This is a genomic window from Burkholderia sp. AU30280 (genome assembly GCF_020420125.1).
Taxonomy (GTDB): domain Bacteria; phylum Pseudomonadota; class Gammaproteobacteria; order Burkholderiales; family Burkholderiaceae; genus Burkholderia.
This window is the reverse complement of sequence record NZ_JAIZRY010000005.1, coordinates 365,813-386,238: the sequence shown is the minus strand read 5'-3', so window position 1 is coordinate 386,238 and position 20,426 is coordinate 365,813. Positions and strand designations below refer to the sequence as shown.

At 66.6% G+C, this 20,426-nt stretch carries 19 protein-coding genes; 14 read left to right on the top strand and 5 right to left on the bottom strand.

What is annotated here, in order from left to right; genetic code table 11:
- Positions 1-50: 50 nt before the first annotated feature.
- Positions 51-833, top strand: coding sequence for an ABC transporter substrate-binding protein (locus tag LGN17_RS14605; RefSeq protein WP_226197421.1), 783 nt, complete (start codon positions 51-53; stop codon positions 831-833).
- Between the two features lie 225 nt (positions 834-1,058).
- Positions 1,059-2,174: a succinylglutamate desuccinylase/aspartoacylase family protein gene (locus LGN17_RS14600; protein ID WP_226197420.1), complete on the top strand. Its 1,116-nt coding sequence runs from the start codon at positions 1,059-1,061 to the stop codon at positions 2,172-2,174.
- A 139-nt stretch (positions 2,175-2,313) separates the two neighbouring features.
- On the opposite strand, the gene LGN17_RS14595 is transcribed toward LGN17_RS14600, so the two are convergent.
- Positions 2,314-3,120 carry a MetQ/NlpA family ABC transporter substrate-binding protein gene (locus LGN17_RS14595; protein WP_226197419.1) on the bottom strand — a complete coding sequence of 269 codons (807 nt, stop codon included), beginning with the start codon at positions 3,118-3,120 and terminating at the stop codon, positions 2,314-2,316.
- A 308-nt stretch (positions 3,121-3,428) separates the two neighbouring features.
- On the opposite strand from LGN17_RS14595, the gene LGN17_RS14590 reads away from it, so the two are divergent.
- The 10 genes from LGN17_RS14590 (at position 3,429) to LGN17_RS14545 (ending at position 13,018) form a co-directional block, all read left to right on the top strand.
- On the top strand, positions 3,429-4,586 hold the full coding sequence (locus tag LGN17_RS14590; protein ID WP_226197418.1) for a porin: 1,158 nt from the start codon (positions 3,429-3,431) through the stop codon (positions 4,584-4,586).
- Positions 4,587-4,793: 207 nt separating this feature from the next.
- Positions 4,794-5,054: a DUF2866 domain-containing protein gene (locus LGN17_RS14585; RefSeq protein ID WP_011548992.1), complete on the top strand. Its 261-nt coding sequence runs from the start codon at positions 4,794-4,796 to the stop codon at positions 5,052-5,054.
- A gap of 124 nt (positions 5,055-5,178) precedes the next feature.
- Complete coding sequence (locus LGN17_RS14580) at positions 5,179-5,562, top strand: DUF6232 family protein (RefSeq protein ID WP_175965085.1); 384 nt, start codon at positions 5,179-5,181, stop codon at positions 5,560-5,562.
- Positions 5,563-5,771: 209 nt separating this feature from the next.
- The gene (locus LGN17_RS14575; protein ID WP_034181704.1) at positions 5,772-5,999 is read left to right on the top strand and encodes a hypothetical protein; all 228 of its coding nucleotides are present in this window, start codon (positions 5,772-5,774) and stop codon (positions 5,997-5,999) included.
- Positions 6,000-6,244: 245 nt separating this feature from the next.
- Positions 6,245-8,512 carry a TonB-dependent hemoglobin/transferrin/lactoferrin family receptor gene (locus LGN17_RS14570; RefSeq protein WP_226197417.1) on the top strand — a complete coding sequence of 756 codons (2,268 nt, stop codon included), beginning with the start codon at positions 6,245-6,247 and terminating at the stop codon, positions 8,510-8,512.
- 49 nt (positions 8,513-8,561) lie between these two features.
- Positions 8,562-9,653: a hemin-degrading factor gene (locus LGN17_RS14565; RefSeq protein WP_226197416.1), complete on the top strand. Its 1,092-nt coding sequence runs from the start codon at positions 8,562-8,564 to the stop codon at positions 9,651-9,653.
- Complete coding sequence (locus tag LGN17_RS14560; RefSeq protein WP_226197415.1) at positions 9,650-10,567, top strand: heme/hemin ABC transporter substrate-binding protein; 918 nt, start codon at positions 9,650-9,652, stop codon at positions 10,565-10,567. Before LGN17_RS14565 ends, LGN17_RS14560 begins: the two co-directional genes overlap by 4 nt.
- 15 nt (positions 10,568-10,582) lie before the next feature.
- Positions 10,583-11,671: a FecCD family ABC transporter permease gene (locus LGN17_RS14555; protein WP_226197414.1), complete on the top strand. Its 1,089-nt coding sequence runs from the start codon at positions 10,583-10,585 to the stop codon at positions 11,669-11,671.
- 19 nt (positions 11,672-11,690) lie between these two features.
- A complete protein-coding gene (locus tag LGN17_RS14550; protein WP_226197413.1) occupies positions 11,691-12,512 on the top strand; it encodes a heme ABC transporter ATP-binding protein in 822 nt (273 codons plus the stop codon).
- Positions 12,513-12,631: 119 nt separating this feature from the next.
- The gene (locus LGN17_RS14545) at positions 12,632-13,018 is read left to right on the top strand and encodes a VOC family protein (RefSeq protein ID WP_226197412.1); all 387 of its coding nucleotides are present in this window, start codon (positions 12,632-12,634) and stop codon (positions 13,016-13,018) included.
- 86 nt (positions 13,019-13,104) lie between these two features.
- On the opposite strand, the gene LGN17_RS14540 is transcribed toward LGN17_RS14545, so the two are convergent.
- Complete coding sequence (locus LGN17_RS14540) at positions 13,105-13,716, bottom strand: trimeric intracellular cation channel family protein (RefSeq protein WP_175965093.1); 612 nt, start codon at positions 13,714-13,716, stop codon at positions 13,105-13,107.
- An 8-nt stretch (positions 13,717-13,724) separates the two neighbouring features.
- The gene (locus LGN17_RS14535; RefSeq protein WP_226197411.1) at positions 13,725-15,845 is read right to left on the bottom strand and encodes a penicillin-binding protein 1A; all 2,121 of its coding nucleotides are present in this window, start codon (positions 15,843-15,845) and stop codon (positions 13,725-13,727) included.
- A 238-nt stretch (positions 15,846-16,083) separates the two neighbouring features.
- Here LGN17_RS14535 and LGN17_RS14530 point away from each other — a divergent pair, with 238 nt between their 5' ends.
- Positions 16,084-16,878, top strand: coding sequence for an aminoglycoside phosphotransferase family protein (locus LGN17_RS14530; RefSeq protein ID WP_226197410.1), 795 nt, complete (start codon positions 16,084-16,086; stop codon positions 16,876-16,878).
- Positions 16,879-17,192: 314 nt separating this feature from the next.
- On the opposite strand, the gene LGN17_RS14525 is transcribed toward LGN17_RS14530, so the two are convergent.
- Positions 17,193-18,089, bottom strand: a complete 897-nt coding sequence (locus tag LGN17_RS14525; RefSeq protein WP_226197409.1) for a helix-turn-helix transcriptional regulator — start codon at positions 18,087-18,089, stop codon at positions 17,193-17,195.
- Positions 18,090-18,162: 73 nt separating this feature from the next.
- Between LGN17_RS14525 and LGN17_RS14520 the strand changes: the two genes are divergently transcribed.
- A complete protein-coding gene (locus LGN17_RS14520; RefSeq protein WP_226197408.1) occupies positions 18,163-18,660 on the top strand; it encodes a hypothetical protein in 498 nt (165 codons plus the stop codon).
- A 511-nt stretch (positions 18,661-19,171) separates the two neighbouring features.
- Here the strand turns inward: LGN17_RS14520 and LGN17_RS14515 are convergent.
- Positions 19,172-20,008, bottom strand: coding sequence for a bifunctional allantoicase/(S)-ureidoglycine aminohydrolase (locus tag LGN17_RS14515; RefSeq protein WP_226197407.1), 837 nt, complete (start codon positions 20,006-20,008; stop codon positions 19,172-19,174).
- Positions 20,009-20,426 lie beyond the last annotated feature (418 nt).

Genomic DNA, 20,426 nt, shown 5'->3' with positions numbered 1-20,426 from the left:
TACGGCGCGGCACAACCGCGCACCCATCGAACAAAACGAGGAGTCACCGAGTGAAAAAGATTCTTGCGGCTGTGACCGTAGCCCTGCTCGCCGTATCGGCAGGCAGCGCGTATGCGAAGGACTGGACGACCGTGCGGTTCGGCGTCGACGCAAGCTACCCGCCTTTCGAATCGAAAGGCGCTGACGGCAAGGTGGTCGGGTTCGACGTCGACCTCGGCAACGAAATCTGCCGCCGCATGAACGCGAAGTGCGTGTGGATCGAAAACGACTTCGACGGGATGATTCCGGCACTGAAGGCCCGCAAGTTCGACGGCGTGCTGTCGTCGATGTCGATGACGCCGGCGCGCGAGGAACAGATCGCCTTCTCGGCGAAACTGTTCAACACGCCGACGCGCCTCGTCACGAAGAAGGGCGCCGGCCTGATGCCGACGGCCGAATCGCTGAAGGGCAAGTCGGTCGGCGTCGAGCAGGGCACGATCCAGGAAACCTACGCGAAGACGTACTGGGCCTCGAAGGGCGTGAACGTCGTGCCTTACCAGAACCAGGACCAGGTCTACGCCGACCTGATCTCGGGCCGTCTGGACGGCGCGCTGCAGGACGCGGTGCAGGCTGAAATCGGCTTCCTGAAAACCCCGCGCGGCGCGAACTTCGATTTCGCCGGCAAGGACATCGACGATCCGAAGACGCTCGGCAACGGCGCCGGCATCGGCCTGCGCAAGGAAGACACCGACCTGAAGGCGAAGATCGACGGCGCGATCGCCGGCATGCGCAAGGACGGCACTTACGACAAGATCGCGAAGAAGTACTTCGATTTCGACGTCTACGGCAAGTAATCCGCCACGCAGGCGCACGCCGCGCCTCATCGCAAACGGGCTCCGCAACGGAGCCCGTTTTTTTTCGCGCGCGGCGCCGGCTGCGTTATTTTTTCCGCGCCAACCTGATGATTCTCAAAGAAAATCGACGTGCTCTGGCGCCGGTTTGATGGCGGCGAGGGGGCAACGTACAATCGATCCTCCACGCACACCGGATCATTCGCGGCTGCGCCGCACTCCCCCATCATGCAAACGCAGACCCATCCGCTGATTTCCCCCGCCGTCGGTACCGAACGCCACATCACGAGCTTTCACTACGGCCCGCGCGGCGGCAAGAAGGTCTATATCCAGTCGTCGCTGCATGCGGACGAACTGCCCGGCATGCTGGTCGCCACGCTGCTGCGCCGCAAGATCGCCGCGCTCGAGACGGCCGGCAAGCTGCGCGGCGAAGTCGTCATCGTGCCCGTGCCGAACCCGATCGGCCTGTCGCAACACGTGTTCGGCGATCACCTCGGCCGCTTCGAGCTCGGCTCGATGCAGAACTTCAACCGCAATTTCTATGATCTCGCGGCACTCGTGCTACCGCGCGTCGAAAGCCGCCTCACGCACGACGCGCAGCACAACCTCGTCGCCGTGCGTGCCGCGATGCGCGAAGCGCTCGACGAGCAGAAGCCGCGCACCGAGCTCGACTCGCAGCGCCTCGCGCTGCAGAAGCTGTCGTTCGACGCCGATATCGTGCTCGACCTGCACTGCGACAGCGACGCGGTGATGCACCTCTACACGAACCCCGATCTGTGGCCGGACGTCGAGCCGCTGTCGCGCTATCTCGACGCGCAGGCATCGCTGCTCGCGCTGAATTCGGTCGGCAACCCGTTCGACGAGATCCACAGCTTCTGCTGGTCGGACCTGCGCAGCCGCTTCGGCGACCGCTTCCCGATCCCGAACGGCGCGATTTCCGTCACCGTCGAGCTGCGCAGCGAGCGCGACGTGTCGTACGAGTTCGCCGAAAAGGATGCGCAGGCGATCGTCGAATACCTGACCGAGCGCGGTGTCGTCGACGGCACGCCGGCGCCGCTGCCGCCGCTCGCGCATCCGGCCACGCCGCTCGCGGGCACCGATCCGCTCGTCGCGCCGGTGTCGGGCGTGATCGTGTTCCGCACGCCGGTCGGCGCGATGATCGAGGCCGGCCAGGCCGTGGCCGACATCGTCGATCCGCTGACCGATCGCGTCGTCACGCTGAAGAGCAGCGTGTCGGGCGTGCTGTACGCGCGCCAGATCGTGCGCTTCGCGACGGCCGGCATGGAAGTCGCGCGGATCGCCGGCGCGACCGCGATCCGCACGGGTTCGCTGCTGTCGGCCTGAGCGGCCGGCCCACGCGCCGGAGAACGGCGCGCATCGCGCTCACCCGTGCGCACCAACGAAATCGCCCGCTTGCGCGGGCGATTTGCTTTCCGGAATACCCGGGCGATCCATCCGGCCGGGCGGCGGCACACCTGAGCGCTCAGAACGCCGGCACGATCGCGCCACCGAACTTCTGGTCGATGAACTTGCGCACGTCGTCCGATTCATAGGCCGCGACGAGCTTCTTCACCCACGGCTTGTCCTTGTCCTGCGCACGCACCGCGATCAGGTTCGCGTACGGCCCGCGCAGGTCCTCGATCGCGATCGCATCCTTCACCGGCGTGAGCCCGGCCTTCACCGCGTAGTCGGTGTTGATCGACGCGGCATCGAGATCAGGCAGCGCGCGCGGCAGCTGCGCGGCGTCGAGTTCGACGATCTTGATCTTCTTCGGGTTCTCGGCGACGTCGAGCGGCGTCGCGTTCACGCCGTTGGTACCGGCGCCCGCCTTCAGCTTGATCACGCCGTACTTCTGCAACAGCAGCAGCGCGCGGTTGCCGTTCGACGGATCGTTCTGGATCCCGACCTTCGCGCCCGCCGGCAAGTCCTTCAGCGACTTGAGCTTCTTCGAGTAGAAGCCCATCGGCGCCGTGTACGTGAGCCCGACGTTGACGATCTTGTAGCCGCGCTGCTTGATCTGGCTGTCGAGGAACGGCTGGTGCTGGAAACCGTTCGCGTCGAGATCGCCGGAATCGAGCGCCGCGTTCGGCTGCACGTAATCGTTGAACTCGATGACCTTGATCGCGAGGCCTTCACGCGCGGCGACCTTCGTCACCTCGGTCCAGATCTGCGCGTCGGGGCCGCTCATCGTGCCGATCTTCAGCGTTTGCGGGTCGGCGTGCGCGCCGGGCGCCGCGAATGCCAGCGCCGCGGCGAGTGCGCCGAGGCCGGTCAGGAATGAACGTCGCATGGTGTCCTCTCGTCCCGTGTCGTTTGTTGGAACACGGATCGTGGCATGGGGCCGGAACGCCACCAACCAAGCTTATTTCATGTGTATATTCCGGCCCCTGATCGATTCTCAGCCGAATTCGGTATAACCCCCGATAGCGCAACCGGGCAGAATTCAGTGTCGCATCGACGCCACACATTCTTCATATGACAGTCGCTGTCATATTCATTACGTGGCCTCTCGATAAAGTTGCCGCCGGTCCGTGAAAGCGCCCAGTGAGAGCGCCGGAACCGCAACTGGACACGCCATTCATTCGCTCGGAGAATCCTTTGAACAAGAAACTGTTGACCATCGCCGCCCTGGCAGCAACGGCCGGCACGGCGCACGCACAAAGCAGCGTGACCCTGTACGGCGTCATCGATGCCGGTATCAGCTACGTGAACCACAGCAAGACCGCCAACGGCGGCACGGGCAAGCTGTTCAAGTACGACGACGGCGTTGCCCAGGGTAGCCGTTGGGGCCTGCGCGGCACCGAAGACCTCGGTGGCGGCCTGAAGGCGATCTTCGTGCTCGAAAACGGCTTCAACAGCGGCAACGGCACGATCGGCCAAGGCGGCGCGATCTTCGGTCGCCAGGCTTACGTCGGCCTGAGCCAGTCGCAATACGGCACGGTCACGTTCGGCCGCCAGTACTCGTTCTCGACCGACGTCCTCGGCTCGAACTACTCGACGGGCGGCAACACCGTCGCGGGTAACTACGCGTACCACGTGAACGACATCGACCAGCTCACGTCGAGCCGCATCAACAACGCCGTGAAGTTCCAGAGCGCGAACTACTCGGGCTTCACGTTCGGCGCGTTGTACGGCTTCTCGAACTCGACGGACTTCGCAGGCGCACCGGCCACGACGTCGGGCACGACGACGACGGCAGGCTCGTCGCGCGCATACAGCTTCGGCCTGAACTACGCGAACGGCCCGTTCTCGCTCGGCGCCGCTTACACGGACATCCGCTTCCCGAGCCAGTCGACGCCGGCCTTCTCGACGACGATCGCGAACCTGAGCACGGGCAACGTCCGCGACCTGCGCACGTACGGCGTCGGCGGCCGCTACGTCTGGGGCCCGGCAACGGCATGGCTGCTGTGGACGCGTACGCAGTTCTCGACCGTTTCGGGCGCGGGCGGCACGTTCTACAACGCGTATGAAGCAGGCGCGAAGTACGCATTCACGCCGGCTCTGTCGGGCGGCCTCGGCTACACGTACACGAACGCAACGCAGAACGGCAACTCGTGGCACTGGAACCAGGTCAACGGTATCGCCGACTACGCACTCAGCAAGCGTACGGACGTGTACGGCCTGGTCGTGTACCAGCAGGCATCGGGCAAGGGCGTGCAAGCGCAGATCGGCTCGAGCACGAGCTACTTCAACACGTCGGGCACGGGTTCGAAGAACCAGATCGCCGCACGTATCGGTATCCGTCACAAGTTCTAAAGCATCCGCTTAACTCGCGGATCACGACTGCAAGAAGCGCCCCGCTCCACGCGGGGCGCTTTTTTATGTGCTTTTAAGTTTCGCTTAATTCTGGGCTGAGAGGATGCTCTCACCCCCCCTGTTGGCCGCCTGAGCATCGGCGGCTTTTTTTTTGAACCGCCGACGGCGCCGCCATCGATTGCCCACAAGACAGGATCGGAGGCCATGATGATCGAAGATACCGTTTTCAGCCATCTGCACGCGATTCTGACGTGCCAACACTCGCTGCCGGTCCAGAGTTGCCGCGTATCGGTCGAAATGCAGCGCCCGTGGGGCCGGCCGTATCGCCTCGTCGAATGGACGATGCATCTCGACGCGCCCGCGCGGCGCCAGATCGTGCCGGCCGAATCGACCGACGAAGAGATCGCCGAAGTCGTCGCCTCGCACGTGCCGGGCCGGCTTTACGGCGACGGCCGCCTGCAGTTCTGAACGCCTTCCCGTTCCCCCCGCTTCCCGCATGTCGGCCACGCCGCACGAATCGTGCGGCAGTCGGTCTCGTTTGATGCTGCAACGAAACCTGCTACGCTGCGCGTTTTCGTCCACGCAACACACGATGGAAAACGCATTCAACGAACGTGGCGTGATGATCACGCGCAACGGCCTGTCGGCCGCCGGCCAGGTATTCGCACTGCGTGACATTCGCCAGGTCGATGTCGTCAAGATTCCGAAGAACCGCCTCGTGCCGTCGCTGATCTCGCTGATCGGCGTGGCCGCCGCCGTCGCAGGCGGCATCGCCGGATCGAGCGCCGTGCTCGTCGTCGGCGTGATGCTCGCCGTCGTCGGCTATCTGGCGTGGACCACGCAGGATGTCACGTACCGCCTGATGGTGGAGATGCCCGACGGCAAGCGCGAAGCGTTGTCGAGCGTCGACGTCGAGTTCGTCGAACGCGTCGCGCAGGTCGTGCGCGATGCGCAGGCCGCAACGACGGCCGGCTGATTCCGTTCGCCCTCCCCTGCACGCTTCGATGCGCGGTGTGCAGACGCGCGTGGCGCGTTTCGGCTCGCGGTGCATCGCTGCATCGGGCCGAAGCATCATCATCGAATCGCGTCCCGCCGCATCCTCGCAAGGCCCGCGCCTGCGCTGCGTACGCCGACCGCCTAGTATGGAAAGAGCGGCCCGCCGCCGCATCGTCCGAGGAGGTCGGCATGAACGTTCAATTGCTGTCCGGCATGCTTCGCGCGCAGGAACTGCTGCTCGTGTCGATGATCCGCGCGCTTCCCCTTGACGAACGCCGTGCGCTCGTCGACCTTTACACCGAACAGATCGCGTTCGCCGAACAGGCGGGCCTCGAAAGCCACAGCGATCGCGCGACGCACGATGCGTTCATCGCGCATGCGCGCAACCTGCTGATCCGCATCGAAGCGCTCGCCTAGCGCCGGTGCGCTGGCGCGCTTCTCGCCCATTTCCCGCCGCGGCTCGCCCGAGCCGCGCAGGTAAGCGCTCACCCCCACAGGCCGCTTTCCTTCCTTGTATTGATAATAATTCTCATTTACACTGGTAAAGTTATCAGTTTCCTTTCAATTCGCCGCTCGCCGCCTTCCGTGCGCGGGCGGGCCAGCCAGGTGAACGCGTCACCCAGCCAGCCTCCGGGCTTGTCATCGTCAATGGGAGACCACCTGTGCATTGCTATACGCTGGCGCGGCGGCCGATCTGTGCCGCGCTGTTCGGCGCGTTCGGCCTGTCCGCCGCCTCGGCTCACGCCGATTCGACGCCGCAAGGCGCCACCCCGCCTTCCGCCATCCTCGTCGCCGCATCCACGCGCGGCGATGCGGCGCTGCTCGACCCCGTGACGGTCACGGCCAACCGTACCGCCACGGCCGCGAGCCGCACGGCGGCGTCCGTCTCGGTGATCACCGACGAGGACCTGGAAGAACAGCAGGCCACCAACATCAAGGACGCATTGCGCTACGAGCCGGGCATCACCGTGCGCCGCACCGCGTACCGGCCCGGCAGCGCCGCGCTCGGCGGCGGCCGCGACGGCGATTCGAGCATCAACATCCGCGGCCTCGAAGGCAATCGCGTGCTGCTGATGGAAGACGGCATCCGCCTGCCGAACGCGTTTTCGTTCGGGCCGCTCGAAGCGGGGCGCGGCGACTACGCCGATCTCGACACGCTCAAGCGCATCGAGATCCTGCGCGGGCCGGCCTCGGCGCTCTACGGCAGCGACGGCCTGACCGGCGCGGTGAACTTCATCACGAAGGATCCGCGCGACCTGCTGTCGATCTACAACAAGCCCTACTACTTCTCGTTCCGGCCGAGCTACGACTCGGCCGATCGCAGCATCGGCGCGACCGTGTCGGCCGCGGGCGGCAACGATCGCGTGCAGGGGATGATCATCGCCGACGGCCGGCGCGGCCACGAAGTCGACACGCGCGGCAGCAACAACTCGGCGAGCACGCTGCGCACCACGTCGAACCCGCAGGACGTCTATTCGGAATCGCTGCTCGGCAAGCTCGTGCTGACGCCCACCGCGCGCGATACGATCAAGTTCACCGCCGAAACGGTACAGCGCCGCGTGAGCACCGACGTGCTGTCGGCGATCAGCCCGCCGACCACGCTCGGCCTCACGACCTATGACCGGCTCGAGCGCAACCGCTTCAGCGTCGACTACGACTTCCGCGACGATGCGTTCCGCTGGTTCCAGACCGCGCACGTGCAGTTCTACTATCAGGACGCGAAGCAGGACCAGTACGCGTTCGAGACGCGCGGCAGGGCGGCTTCGCGTTCGCGCGACAACCAGTACAAGGAGCGCACGTTCGGCGGCTCCGCATTCGCCGAAAGCGGCTTCGCGACCGGCCCGTTCGCGCACAAGCTGCTGTACGGCGTCGACGGCAGCGTGTCGCGCGTGACGAACCTGCGCGACGGCACGGTGCCGGGCGTCGGCGAAGCGTTCCCGAACAAGGCGTTCCCCGACACCGACTACACGCTGTTCGGCGCGTTCGTGCAGGACCAGATCGGCTACGGCCGCCTGCTCGTCACGCCGGGCCTGCGCTTCGACACGTACCGGCTGAGCCCGACCGGGAACGATCCGCTGTTCACCGGCAAGGCCGTGTCGACGAGCGCGAACGAACTGTCGCCGCGCGTCGCCGTGCTCTACGAGATCACGCCCGCGGTCATTCCGTACGTGCAGTACGCGCACGGCTTCCGCGCGCCGACGCCCGACCAGGTGAACAGCAGCTTCTCGAACCCGGTGTACGGCTACACGTCGATCGGCAATCCGAACCTGAAGCCCGAGACGAGCGATACGTTCGAATCCGGCCTGCGCGGCAAGGCCGGCACCGGCTACGGCGTCGTGCGCTACAGCGCCGCCGCGTTCACCGGCCGCTACCGCAACTTCATCTCGCGCACGACGATCGCCGGCAGCGGCCGGCCAACCGACCCGTCCGTGTTCCAGTACGTGAACTTCGCCGACGCGCGCATTCACGGCCTCGAAGGCCGCGCCGAATGGGTGATGCCGAACGGCGTCACGCTGAAGACGGCGATGGCGTTCACGAAGGGCTCGACGCAGAACGACGGCGCGGCCAGCCAGCCGCTCAACACCGTCAACCCGTTCTCGGCCGTGTTCGGCGTGCGCTACGAGCCGACCGAGCGCTGGTACGTGCAGACCGACCTGCTGTTCCAGGCCGCGAAACGCGACAAGGACATCGACAAGTCCGACTGTTCGAACAAGGCGTGCTTCGCGCCGCCGTCGTCGTTGGTCGTCGACCTGCGCGGCGGCTACCGCTTCAACAAGCACGTGAGCGCGACGATCGGCATCCGCAACCTGTTCGACCGCAAATACTGGAACTGGTCGGACGTGCGCGGCATCGCGGCCGATTCGCAGGTGCTCGATGCGTATACGTCGTCCGGACGCACGGTCGCCGTCAGCATGAAAGTGGATTTCTGATGCGCGCCGCCCGCGCTGCCACCCCAACCGTTACTTGAAGGAGTCCGACATGATGCAATCCGCCCTTCCCGGTCAACCGGCCACGCCGGCCCGCGCGGCCGCCGCGCTGCGCGACGCGTTCGTCAAGCTCAAGACCGAGCGCCAGCTGCGCAACCGCGACGTCGCGCAGGCGCTCGGCGTCAGCGAAGGCGAGGCGCTCGCCGCGTTCGTCGGCGAGCACGTCGTGCGGCTCGACGCGCGCTTTCCGGCGATGTTCGAGGAAATGCCGCGCCTCGGCCGCGTGATGGCGCTCACGCGCAACGACACGGCCGTCCACGAAAAGGATGGCGAATATGCGCAGATGAGCCATGACGGCCCCGTCGGCCTCGCGCTCGGCGATATCGACCTGCGCATCTTCTATCGCCACTGGGTGTCGGCGTTCGCCGTGCGCGACGAAACCGCGCACGGCCCGCTGAAGAGCCTGCAGTTCTTCGACGCGCAGGGCCATGCGATCCACAAGGTCTACCTGCGTGCACACAGCGACCACGCCGCGTACGACGCGTTCGTCGAACGCTGGCGTGCGCCGTCGCAGGAGCCGGGCCTCGAGGTCGCGCCCGCTGCGCCGAAAACACCCGAGCGCGCCGACACCGAGATCGACGTCGCGGGCTTTCGCGCCGCGTGGGACGCGATGACCGACACGCACCAGTTCTTCGGCATCACGCAGCGCTTCGGCGTGAGCCGCATGCAGGCGCTGCGCCTCGCCGATCCGCAATATGCGTATCCGGTCGAAACCGCGCATGCGCTGCGTCACGTGCTCCAGCAGGCGGCGCAGAGCGGCCAGCCGATCATGGTATTCGTCGGCAACGCGGGAATGATCCAGATCCATACGGGACCCGTCGCGAACGTGCGCGAGGTCGGCGCATGGATCAACGTGCTCGACCCGGGCTTCAACCTGCACGTGCGCGAGGACCTGATCGCCGCCGCGTGGGTCGTGAAGAAGCCGACGAGCGACGGCATCGTCACGTCGCTCGAGCTGTTCGACCGGCAGGGCGACCACGTCGCGCTGCTGTTCGGCGAACGCAAACCCGGCAAGGTAGAACGCGATGACTGGCGCGCGCTCGTCGCGACGTTGCCGACCGCGGCACGCGGGGGCGCGCGGTGAGCGCGCGACCGTTCGATCCGCGCCGCCGCGCGGTGCTGGCGAGCGCGGCGGCCGGCGCGCTCGCGGGCGCGCTGCCCGGCAGCGTGCTCGCCCAGGGTGCGCAGGCCGCGCCGAAACGCGTGGTCGTGATCGGCGGCGCACTCGCGGAAACCGCGTTCGCGCTCGGCGGCGCCGAGACGCCGCGCTACCGGCTCGTCGGCGCCGACACGACCTGCACGTACCCCGACGCCGCAAAGCGGCTGCCGAAGGTCGGCTACCAGCGCGCGCTGTCTGCCGAGGGGCTGCTGTCGCTGCGGCCCGATCTCGTGCTCGCATCGGCGGAAGCCGGCCCGCCCACCGCGATCGCACAGGTGAAAAGCGCCGGCGTCGCGGTGACCACGTTCGACGAACGCCACGACGTCGATTCGGTGCGCGCGAAGATCACGGGCGTCGCGCAGGCGCTCGATGTGGGTGGCGCGGGTGCCGCGCTGCTGCAGCGTTTCGACCGCGACTGGCAGGCCGCGCGCGATGCGGTCGCTGCCCGTGCGCCCGGCGGCGCGCAGCCGCCGCGTGTGCTGTTCGTGCTGAACCACACCGGCAACCAGGCGCTCGTCGCCGGCCAGCGTACGGCCGCCGACGCGATGATCCGCTACGCGGGCGCGCGCAACGCGATGCAGGGCTTCGATCACTACAAGCCGCTGACGACCGAGGCGCTGGCAGCCGCCGCGCCCGACGTCGTGCTGATCTCCGACGAAGGGCTCGCGGCCGTCGGCGGCCGCGCCGCGCTGCTCGCAACGCCCGGCTTCGGCGCGACGCCGGCCGGCCGTGCACAGCGCGTGGTGGCGCTCGACGCGCTGTTCCTGCTCGGCTTCGGCCCGCGCCTGCCGCTCGCCGTCACGACCCTGCATCGACGCCTGTCGGATGCGCTCGCCTGATTCCGGACTGCCCCGATGCCCGCTCACGCTTCGTCTTTCCCCGCCTCGTCGCCCGCGCCGCGCTCCGGCGCCGCGTGCATCGGCACGTCGCGCCGCTTCGCGCGGTTCGCGCTGGTTGCGCTCGCCTGCCTCGTCTGCACGATGTCCGTCGTCGCACTGTGCGTCGGCGCGTATCGCATTCCGCTCGCGCAAGCCTGGGCCGCGCTGACCGGCGATGCGGGCGCGCAGCAGGCGCGCGCGGTGCTGTTCGACATCCGCGCGCCGCGCGTCGCGCTCGCGTTGCTGGTCGGCGGCGGCTTCGGCGCGACCGGCGCCGCGATGCAGGCGCTGTTCCGCAATCCGCTCGCCGATCCGGGGCTCGTCGGCGTGTCGAGCGGGGCCGCGCTCGGCGCGACGACGATGATCGTGCTCGGCCCCGCGCTTTTTGCCGCGCACGTGAACGCGGCCGCGTTGCCCGTTGCCGCATTCGCAGGCGCGCTCGCGGTCGCGGCGCTCGTCTACCGGCTCGCCGCATCGCGCGGCCGGCTCGCGCTGCCGCTGCTGCTGCTCGCCGGCATTGCGATCAACGCGCTGGCCGGCGCGGCGATCGGGCTCCTCACGTTCGTCGCCGATGACGCGCAATTGCGCTCACTGACGTTCTGGAGCCTCGGCAGCCTCGGCGGCGCGCAATGGCCCGCGCTGGCGGCCGTCGCGCCGTGCGTCGCGATCGGCTGCCTGCTGCTCGCGCGCGAACGCGACGCGCTGAACGCATTGCAGCTCGGCGAAACCGAGGCGCTGCACCTCGGCGTGCCCGTGCAGCGGCTAAAGCGGCGCGTGCTCGTCGCGGTCGCGCTCGCAGTCGGCGCGCTGGTGTCGTGCGCCGGCATCATCGGCTTCATCGGGCTCGTCGCGCCGCATTGCGTGCGGCTCGCGTGCGGCCCCGACCAACGCATCGTGCTGCCGGGCGCCGCGCTGCTCGGCGCGTTGCTGACGCTCGCAGCCGATCTCGCCGCGCGCACGGTTGCCGCGCCCGCGGAAATTCCGCTCGGCGTGCTGACCGCACTGCTCGGCGCACCGTTCTTTCTGGCGCTGCTGTGGAAGAGCCGCGGCGCGCTCGGCGGCTAACCCTTTTCTCACGACGACCATGCTGACCGCCCATCACCTCGACGTCGCCCGTCGGCACAACGCGATCCTGCGCGACCTGTCGCTGTCGATCGAACCCGGCCGCGTGACCGCGCTGCTCGGCCGCAACGGCGCGGGCAAGAGTACGCTGCTGAAGACCTTTGCCGGCGAACTCACCGGCGGCACCGCGCCGAACGGCGTGCGCGTGACCGGCGACATCACGCTGAACGGCGAACCGCTCGCGCGCATCGACGCGCCGCGACTTGCGTGCCTGCGCGCGGTGCTGCCGCAGGCCGCGCAGCCTGCGTTTCCGTTCAGCGTCGACGAAATCGTGCTGCTCGGCCGTTATCCGCATGCACGCCGCAGCGGTGCAACGTCACGTCGCGATCGCGACATCGCGTGGCACGCGCTCGAACGCGCGGGCGCCGATGCCCTCGTCGGCCGCGACGTCACGACGTTGTCGGGCGGCGAACTCGCGCGCGTGCAGTTCGCCCGTGTGCTCGCTCAGCTGTGGCCGGACGACGAAGCGACGGAAAGCGGCCCGCGCTACCTGCTGCTCGACGAGCCGACCGCCGCGCTCGATCTCTCGCATCAGCACCGCCTGCTCGAAACCGTACGCGCCGTTGCACGCGAATGGCAGCTCGGCGTGCTCGCGATCGTGCACGATCCGAACCTCGCCGCGCGGCACGCGGATACGATCGCGATGCTCGCCGACGGCACGATCGTCGCGCACGGCACGCCGCGCGACGTGATGACGCCGGCGCATATCGCGCGGTGCTACGGGTTCGCGGTGAAGATGGTGGAGACCGGCGACGGTGCGCCGCCGGTAATGGTGCCCGCGTAGCGCGTGTCGCGTGTCGCGTGTCGCCTGAGCATTGCGCCGCGCGGTGTCATGCATGATCGATAGCAACGACTTTCACGACACATCATTCGCGCTTCGCGCATCCCTTCAACGAGGCCCACGTGCCGCTTCCGATGACCCGCCTCATCCTGTACGTCCAGGACGTCGCGTCGCTCAAGACGTTTTACCAACGATATTTCGATCTGCCCGTCATCGAGGAAATCGAACACGAGTGGATCGTGCTCGGTGCCGGCGCCATCGAGCTCGCGCTGCATTTCGCCGGCCCGGCGTTCCGCCACGCGGTACCTGCCGATGCGGAAGCGCGTGCGCAAGCCAGTCACGTGAAGCTGGTGTTCTCGATCGGCCAGGACATCGGCGCGCATCGCGAGCGGCTGGCCGGCAACGGCGTGACGGTGCGCGATCTCAAGCGCTATGACGGGTTCGCATACACGATGTACGACGGCATCGATCCGGAAGGCAACGTCTTCCAGGTGATGCAGGCAGACTGACGTTCGCTCCGGCCTGGGCGTTCACCGGAGCGCCGTGGCCGGCTCGATCCGTGCCCGCGCGCCAAGCGGGCGGCACGCGCTCCCGCTCAATGCCCGACGTCCGCCGCGCCGAACGTCCGCATCTTCCAGCCGAGCCGCACGGCGAGCATCCGCATCGTGAAGCCCGCCGCGAGCGCGACCACCGTCGCGACCCCGGCATCGATGCCAAGGTGCTGCATCCCGACATACAGCGCCCCAGTCACGAACGCGACGCTCGCGTACAGCTCCTCGCGCAGGATCAGCGGCATCTCGTTGCACAGCAGGTCGCGCAGCATCCCGCCGCACGCGCCGGTGATCGCGCCGGCCAGCACGACGATGATCGGCGCGGTGCCCGTCGACGCGCCGATGTCGCAGCCGATGATCGTAAATGCCGCGAGGCCGATCGCGTCGACGGTGACGAACAGCGTCTTCATTCGCGCGACATGCCGTGCGACCCACGACGCGACGGTCGCCGCGACGAGCGTGATCACAAGGTACTCGGGATGCGCGATCCAGCCGAGCGGATAGTGGCCGAGCAGTACGTCGCGCACGGTACCGCCGCCGAGCGCCGTCACCGCGCCGACGAGCGCGAGCCCGAAGCGATCCATCCCGCGGCGCATGCCCATCAGCGCCCCCGACATCGCTTCCGCGACGATTGCAATCAGATAAAGCGTATGCATGGTGCGCGTCAGTCATCCGTCCGGAAAAGGTCGAGCACACGTTCGCGCTCGGCCGCGTCGACCGCGGCAGGCATCGGCTCGGCAGGCTTGCCGTTGTTGCCCGGCGCGTCCGACGTATCGGCCGCCGCCCCCCCGCCGCACGCGAAGCGGCTGCGGATGTATGACGGCACGTCGGCCGTGCACGTGCCGCGCGTGTATTCGGCGTAGACGAAGTCGCCGTCGACGAGCGCGACGTCCTGCGGCGGGGTCGCCTCGACCGGCGTACGCCCGTCGACGGCCGTCTTCATGTAGTCGAGCCAGACCGGCAGCGCGAGCGATGCGCCGGTCGCACGCCCCATCGGGCGCGGCGTGTCGTAGCCGAGCCACGCGACCGCGACGATGCCCGACGAATAACCGGCGAACCAGACGTCCTTCGAGCCGTTCGACGTGCCCGTCTTGCCGGCCGCGTCGTCGCGGCGCAGCGCCAGCGCGCCGCGCGCGGTGCCGGCCTTCACGACGTCGCGCAGCATGCTGTCCATCACGAACGCGTTGCGCGCCGATACGACGCGCTCGCCTGCCGGCGCCGTCGCCTCGTACATCGCGCCGCCATGACGCTGCTTCACCGACAGGATCAGGCGCGGCTCCATCCGCGTGCCGCCGTTCGCGAACACGCTGTACGCGCTCGCCAGTTCGAGCGGCGTCACGGCGCCCGCGCCGAGCGCGAGCGGCAGCGACGCCGGATTGCGCTGCGCGTCGAAACCGAAGTGCACCGCGTGTTGCTGCACGTAGCGCGCATCGGTGGCCTGCATCAGGCTGACCGCAACGAGGTTCTTCGAGCGCATGAGCCCGCGCCGCACCGGAATGAAGCCCTCGTAGTTGTTGGCGAAATTGCGCGGGCGCCACGGCCGCGCGCCGGTTTCCTCATGCGTGAGCGTGCGCTGCGTATCGTCGACGAGCACGCCCGGGAAGTAGCCTTTCTCAAGCGCCGCCGAATAGACGAACGGCTTGAAGCTCGAGCCCGGCTGGCGATACGCCTGCAGCGCATGGTCGAACACGTTCCGGTTGAAATCCGCGCCGCCGACGAGCGCGAGCATGTCGCCCGTGGCCGCGTCGAGCGACACGAGTGCCCCTTCGAGCCCGTTGCGCGCATCGCGCTTCGCGCGCGGCTGGCGGCTCAGCGTGCGTTCGAGCGACGCTTCGGCCGCGCGCTGGTCGCGCATCGAGATCGTCGTCGTCACGTCGAGGCCGAGCGTGTAGGCGTCGTCGTGAAAACGCTCGACCATCATCCGGCGCGCGCGCTCGGCGACGTACGGCGCGGCGACGATCCCCGGCGGCGGCGTGGTCGCCAGCGCGATCGGCGAGTCGACGGCCGCGCGATACGTCGCGTCGTCGAGCTGGCCGAGCGCATGCATGCGGCCGAGCACGTAGTTGCGCCGCGCGGTCGCGCGCGCCGGATTGACGACCGGGTTGAACGCGGACGGCGCCTTCGGCAGCCCCGCGAGCACCGCCGCCTCGCCCGCGCTCAGCGCGTCGAGCGGCTTGCCGAAATACACGTTCGCGGCTGCCGCGAAACCGTACGCGCGCTCGCCCAGGTAGATCTCGTTCATGTACAGCTCGAGCAGCTTGTCCTTGCTGTATTCGCGTTCGAGCTTGGCCGCCATCAGGATCTCGGCGAGCTTGCGGCTCAGCACCTTGTCGCGCGTCAGGTAAAAGTTGCGCGCGACCTGCATCGTGATCGTGCTGCCGCCCTGCCCCGGCTGCCCTGTCACGACGTTCGCGAACGTCGCGCGCGCGAGGCCGCCGAAATCGACCGCGCCGTGCTGGTAGAACTTCGCGTCCTCGGCCGCGAGCAGCGCCTGCCGCATCAGCGGCGGGATGCGTTCGAGCGGCACGAACTCACGCCGCTCGACGCCGTATTCGGCCAGCAGGTCGCCGTCGCGCGAAAAGATCCGCAGCGGCAGCGCGGGACGATAGACGGCGAGGTGCTCGACGGACGGCAACTGCGTCCAGATGCGCTGGATCGTCCATGCGCCGATGCCCGCGCATGCGAACGTCAGGCCGAGCAGCGCGCCCGCGAGCGTGCGCCACACGCGGCGACGGCGTGGCGGCGGCGCGGGTGGCGATGGCGGGGATGCGGTGTGGTCGGTCATGCCGGGCTCCTTCTTCGATGCTGTGACGGCCGGTGCGCGAGAGGCAACGACTGGTCACGAAAGACGCGCATTGTCGAAGGGATGGCGCGAAACCGGAACATTCTTTAGCCAAAGTTTGGCTGGCTAAATTTTATTTAGGAAAGTGCGGCGGAGCCGTTCACGTCGCATCTGCGACCGTGCGACACATCGTCAGGCGAACCGCGCTGCGCGCGATCCGATTCGGCTGTAGCATCGCGTGATGTTCGATCGATACCTCGGCCTGTGGGGCCTCGTTCCCGACGGCGGCCCGATCCTGACCGCCAGCGGCGGCCTGCTGCCTGTCGTCTGGCAGGGCCGGCCCGCGATGCTGAAGGTCGCTACGTGTGATGAAGAACGTCGTGGCAATGCGCTGATGACCTGGTGGAACGGGCAAGGCGCCGCGCAGGTGTGGCGGCACGACGGCGATGCTGTCCTGCTCGAACGGGCGCAGCCGGCGCCCACGCTGGCCGGTTATTCGGAATCGGGGCACGACGATGATGCGATGCGCATTGCGTGTGATGTCGTCGCGCGGCTGCATGCGCATCGTGCTTCGGCGCCACCTTCGGTTGTGCCGCTGCATGACTGGTTCCATGCGCTGTTGTCGGATGCTTCGAGTAGCGACGTGCTTCGTCGCTCGGCAACGGTCGCGCACCAGTTGCTGGCCGGGCCGCCCATCGACGAAGTCGTCCTGCACGGCGACATCCATCACGGCAACATCCTCCATTTCGGCGAACGCGGCTGGCTCGCGATCGATCCGAAAGGGCTGCGCGGCGATCGCGCGTTCGACTACGCGAACCTGTTCTGTAATCCCTCGCACGATATTGCGGTCGATCCCGCGCGCTTCGAGCGGCGTGTCACGCTCGTGGCCGATGCGGCGGCGTTAGACCGCCGCCGGCTGATGCAGTGGATTCTCGCGTGGTCGGGTTTGTCGGCGGTGTGGTTGATCGAGGACGGGCTGCTACCCGATACGCGTTTGCAGGTCGCTACGCTCGCGGCGACTGCGCTCGGCCTGTAGCAGTACGCGTCGCCCGAGAAAACAAGTTCGTCGCGAATTTACGAGGAACCTGGGGAAGACCGACGGCGGTCGGCCATTTTGCGACATTCGACAACGCATCCTGGATGGGTGGCAATCCGCGTATCGGGGATCGGCACTTTCAAGGGGATCGGGATGGAGGATCGAGTAACGCTACAGTTGGCTGATGAGCCCGTCGTTCGGATCGACGAGAGTCTCGCAATGACCGCAGCCGCATGAAAATGGGCGATAGCGAGATCATTTTTGCTGACAGCTCGACGAAGCGAAGCGACCGCATGGCGTCGTGGGCAGCGCCGTCATTCAGCGGGCGTGATGGATGGCTTCGCTTCTCGAGGTGCGTGGCCGAAGTAGGCCTTGTAGGCACGACTGAAAGCGGCCTCCGACTCGTAACCAACCGACCTTCCAACCTCGCCCACGCGTGCGTCACCTTTCGCCAGCATGTCCCGCGCGACGCTCAAGCGCCATTCATTGCGGTAACGCAACGGCGACTTGCCGACGAGCGCATTGAAACGTTCGCAAAAGTTGGAGCGGGACATGCCTGCGACGGCAGCGAGACCATCGATCGTCAAACCACGTGGCGACTGCTCATGGATGGCCTTCAACGCACGGGCAATACGCTTATCCGCCAATCCGCCTAACCAGTTCGATGCATGACCATGATGAACCCAGGCACGCAACGCACGCACCACCACGAGATCGATCATGCGGGAGACCATCAAGGCGGATCCCGCCTCGTCATTGTCCGCCTCATGCAGAAGAAACTGCATGATGTTCGGCAGCCAGTCGCCTGTCTCCGCCTGGCGAAGGTGGATCATGACGGGTAACGTCAGAAGCAGATCCGGCTGGCTCGCCGGATCAAACCAGAAGTGGCAGACGACCACATTCGCCGGTTGGTCCAGGGCGGAAATGCGCAGGCCGTCAGGTCCGCGCGGCAACAGGAGCAGTTCGCCCGACCGAATCTCGGAAGCGTCTGCCTCATCACCGGCAATTTGCACCATGCCTTCCATGACTGCGTACGCGTGCGCCGCCCGCGCCGACATGTCCAACTGCGCGAATGGCTGCAGCATCGACGAAAAGACGCGGTCGCCTGTCATGCGCATACGCGCAAGAACCTGAGACAGGAGATCACCGTTAGCCAGACCAGCCAACGCCCGATCCGGAAAAATGGTCAAGTTTTTCCCAGGTTCAGTCATGTCAATTCGGGTTTCGTGAGCCTAAAGTAAGCGTCGACCACCAACGAAATCACGCAAGACAAGGATTGAAACCATGTTTGGAATTTCGCCGCTCGGCTGGATACACACTCTCGGCAGTCTACCCGCGATACCCATGGCCGTGTACATGTTCGCGCGCTACGGCAGGATCGTTCCGCAGTCAGTTGCCGGGCGGGTGTACTTCGTTACCATGTTGATTGGTTCTCTGACCGTGTTCGCCATAGCGCATCAAGGTGTCAGCTACATCATCGGAGTCGGAGCCGTCGTGCTGTTACTGGCTGGATATGGCGTTGCGTATCTGCCTCTGCCCGGTCGAGCCGGTATCTACCTGGAAACCTTCTGCCTGACGTTGACCGCATTCGTGCTGATGGTTCCCACGGTTACCGAAACGCTGAAGCGTGTGCCCGACGGACATCCGCTGGTCAGTGATCCGAAGTCGCCACTGCTTCTCGGTGCCCAAGCCGCGCTCCTCGTCGCGCTCGTTCTGGGGCTGATCGCTCAAACGCTTTATCTTCGCAGGAAACCGCAGGCTACCCGTTCGGTGAAAATCTAGAGAAGGGGTGAGAAGCGACGCTTCCGTTGCCGTGCGAATACAACAATAGATATGTACTCCAGATTATATCGACTTGATATTGATCTGACATCGGTGGACTGATCGAAGCTGGCACATGGTATCGAAAGAAGATCGCACCACCAATTCGGATCGTGTGCGCTTCAAGGCAAGTCACCTCGTGCTCATTTCGCATCCGGTGGGGGCCGCGAACCTGATCCTCGATGCGACCGCCGGCCAGTGCAACGCGGGCGCTGGCAGCACGCTTGCGACGCGTCCAGCCCGGTGTTCGGTCCAGTCTACCGCTCGGTGCGAACGGAGTTGGGATCGGCGTACTTCGCCACGTCGACAGTGGTATTTGTCAGGCGAGCGCACGCTAAACGACCGCTTCGGAGATCTACGCATGGCCGCTTCGAGTCGGCAAGCAACGTCCCCATAAACCCACGAATATTCCAAAAAAAATCCCGCCGGCATCCCCCCGGCGGGCTTTCACATCCAACTGCCTGCTCGACGCTTAACGCGCCGGATTCAGCAACAGGTTCATGTGACGGTTCACGTCTTTGTACAGCAGGTAACGGAAGCGCCCAGGCCCACCCGAATAGCACGCCTGCGGGCAGAACGCGCGTAGCCACATGAAGTCACCCGCTTCGACCTCGACCCAGTCCTGGTTCAGTCGATACACGGCCTTGCCTTCGAGCACATACAACCCGTGCTCCATCACGTGCGTTTCGGCAAACGGAATCACGCCGCCCGGCTCGAACGTCACGATGTTCACGTGCATGTCGTGGCGCATGTCGCTCATGTCGACGAAGCGCGTCGTCACCCATGCACCGTTGGTGCCCGGCATCGGGATCGGCTCGACGTCCTGCTCGTTGGTCACGAAGGCTTCCGGCAGCGGGATACCGTCGACCGCCTGGTAATGCTTGCGCACCCAGTGGAAACGCACCGCGGTATCGCTGACGTTGTGCAGCGTCCAGTCCGCGCCCGGCGGAATGAACGCGTAGCCGCCCGGCTTCAGCACATGCTTCGTGCCCTGCAGCGTCAGTTCGGCTTCACCTTCGACGACGAACAGCACGGCTTCGGCGTTCTTGTCCTGCTCGGGCTTGTCGCTGCCGCCGCCCGGGTTCACTTCGACGATGTACTGCGAGAAGGTTTCGGCAAACCCCGACAGCGGGCGGGCGATCACCCACAGGCGCGTGTTCGTCCAGAACGGCAGCCAGCTCGTGACGATGTCGCGCATCACACCCTTCGGGATCACCGCGTACGCCTCGGTGAACATCGCGCGATCGGTCAGCAGATCGGTCTGCGGCGGGTGGCCGCCATGCGGCGCGTAATACGTTGTCTTAGACATAGTGCATCCAGGCAATGGGTTGGTCCGGCCCCGGGCACCAACGACATCGGGCGGCACACGCGCACGCAGGGCACGCATGCGGCGGCGGGACGTCGTTGCCGGGCTGGCTTGAAGGCGCATGCACCTTCGTTCGGTCGGCCAGGCTTCGCGACGGGTTCGTCCGGTTCTTCGGACGCGGCGGCCCATGCTTGTGGGCCGGCGACCGGGCCGTGGCGCTCGCGACCATGCGGCGAGGCGCGGCCAGCGGCACGGTGCGATGCCATACGCGAGCATCGCCGACGATAGCGAAGTCGTTCGCGATCGACCAATTAAATGTTGCGATGGATTCCATTCGATTTCCCACTACCCACCGGCACCCGTGATACGCGGTGAGGCCGCGTGGCGCAACGGTCTGGCCATCAGGGAAATCCTGACGGGC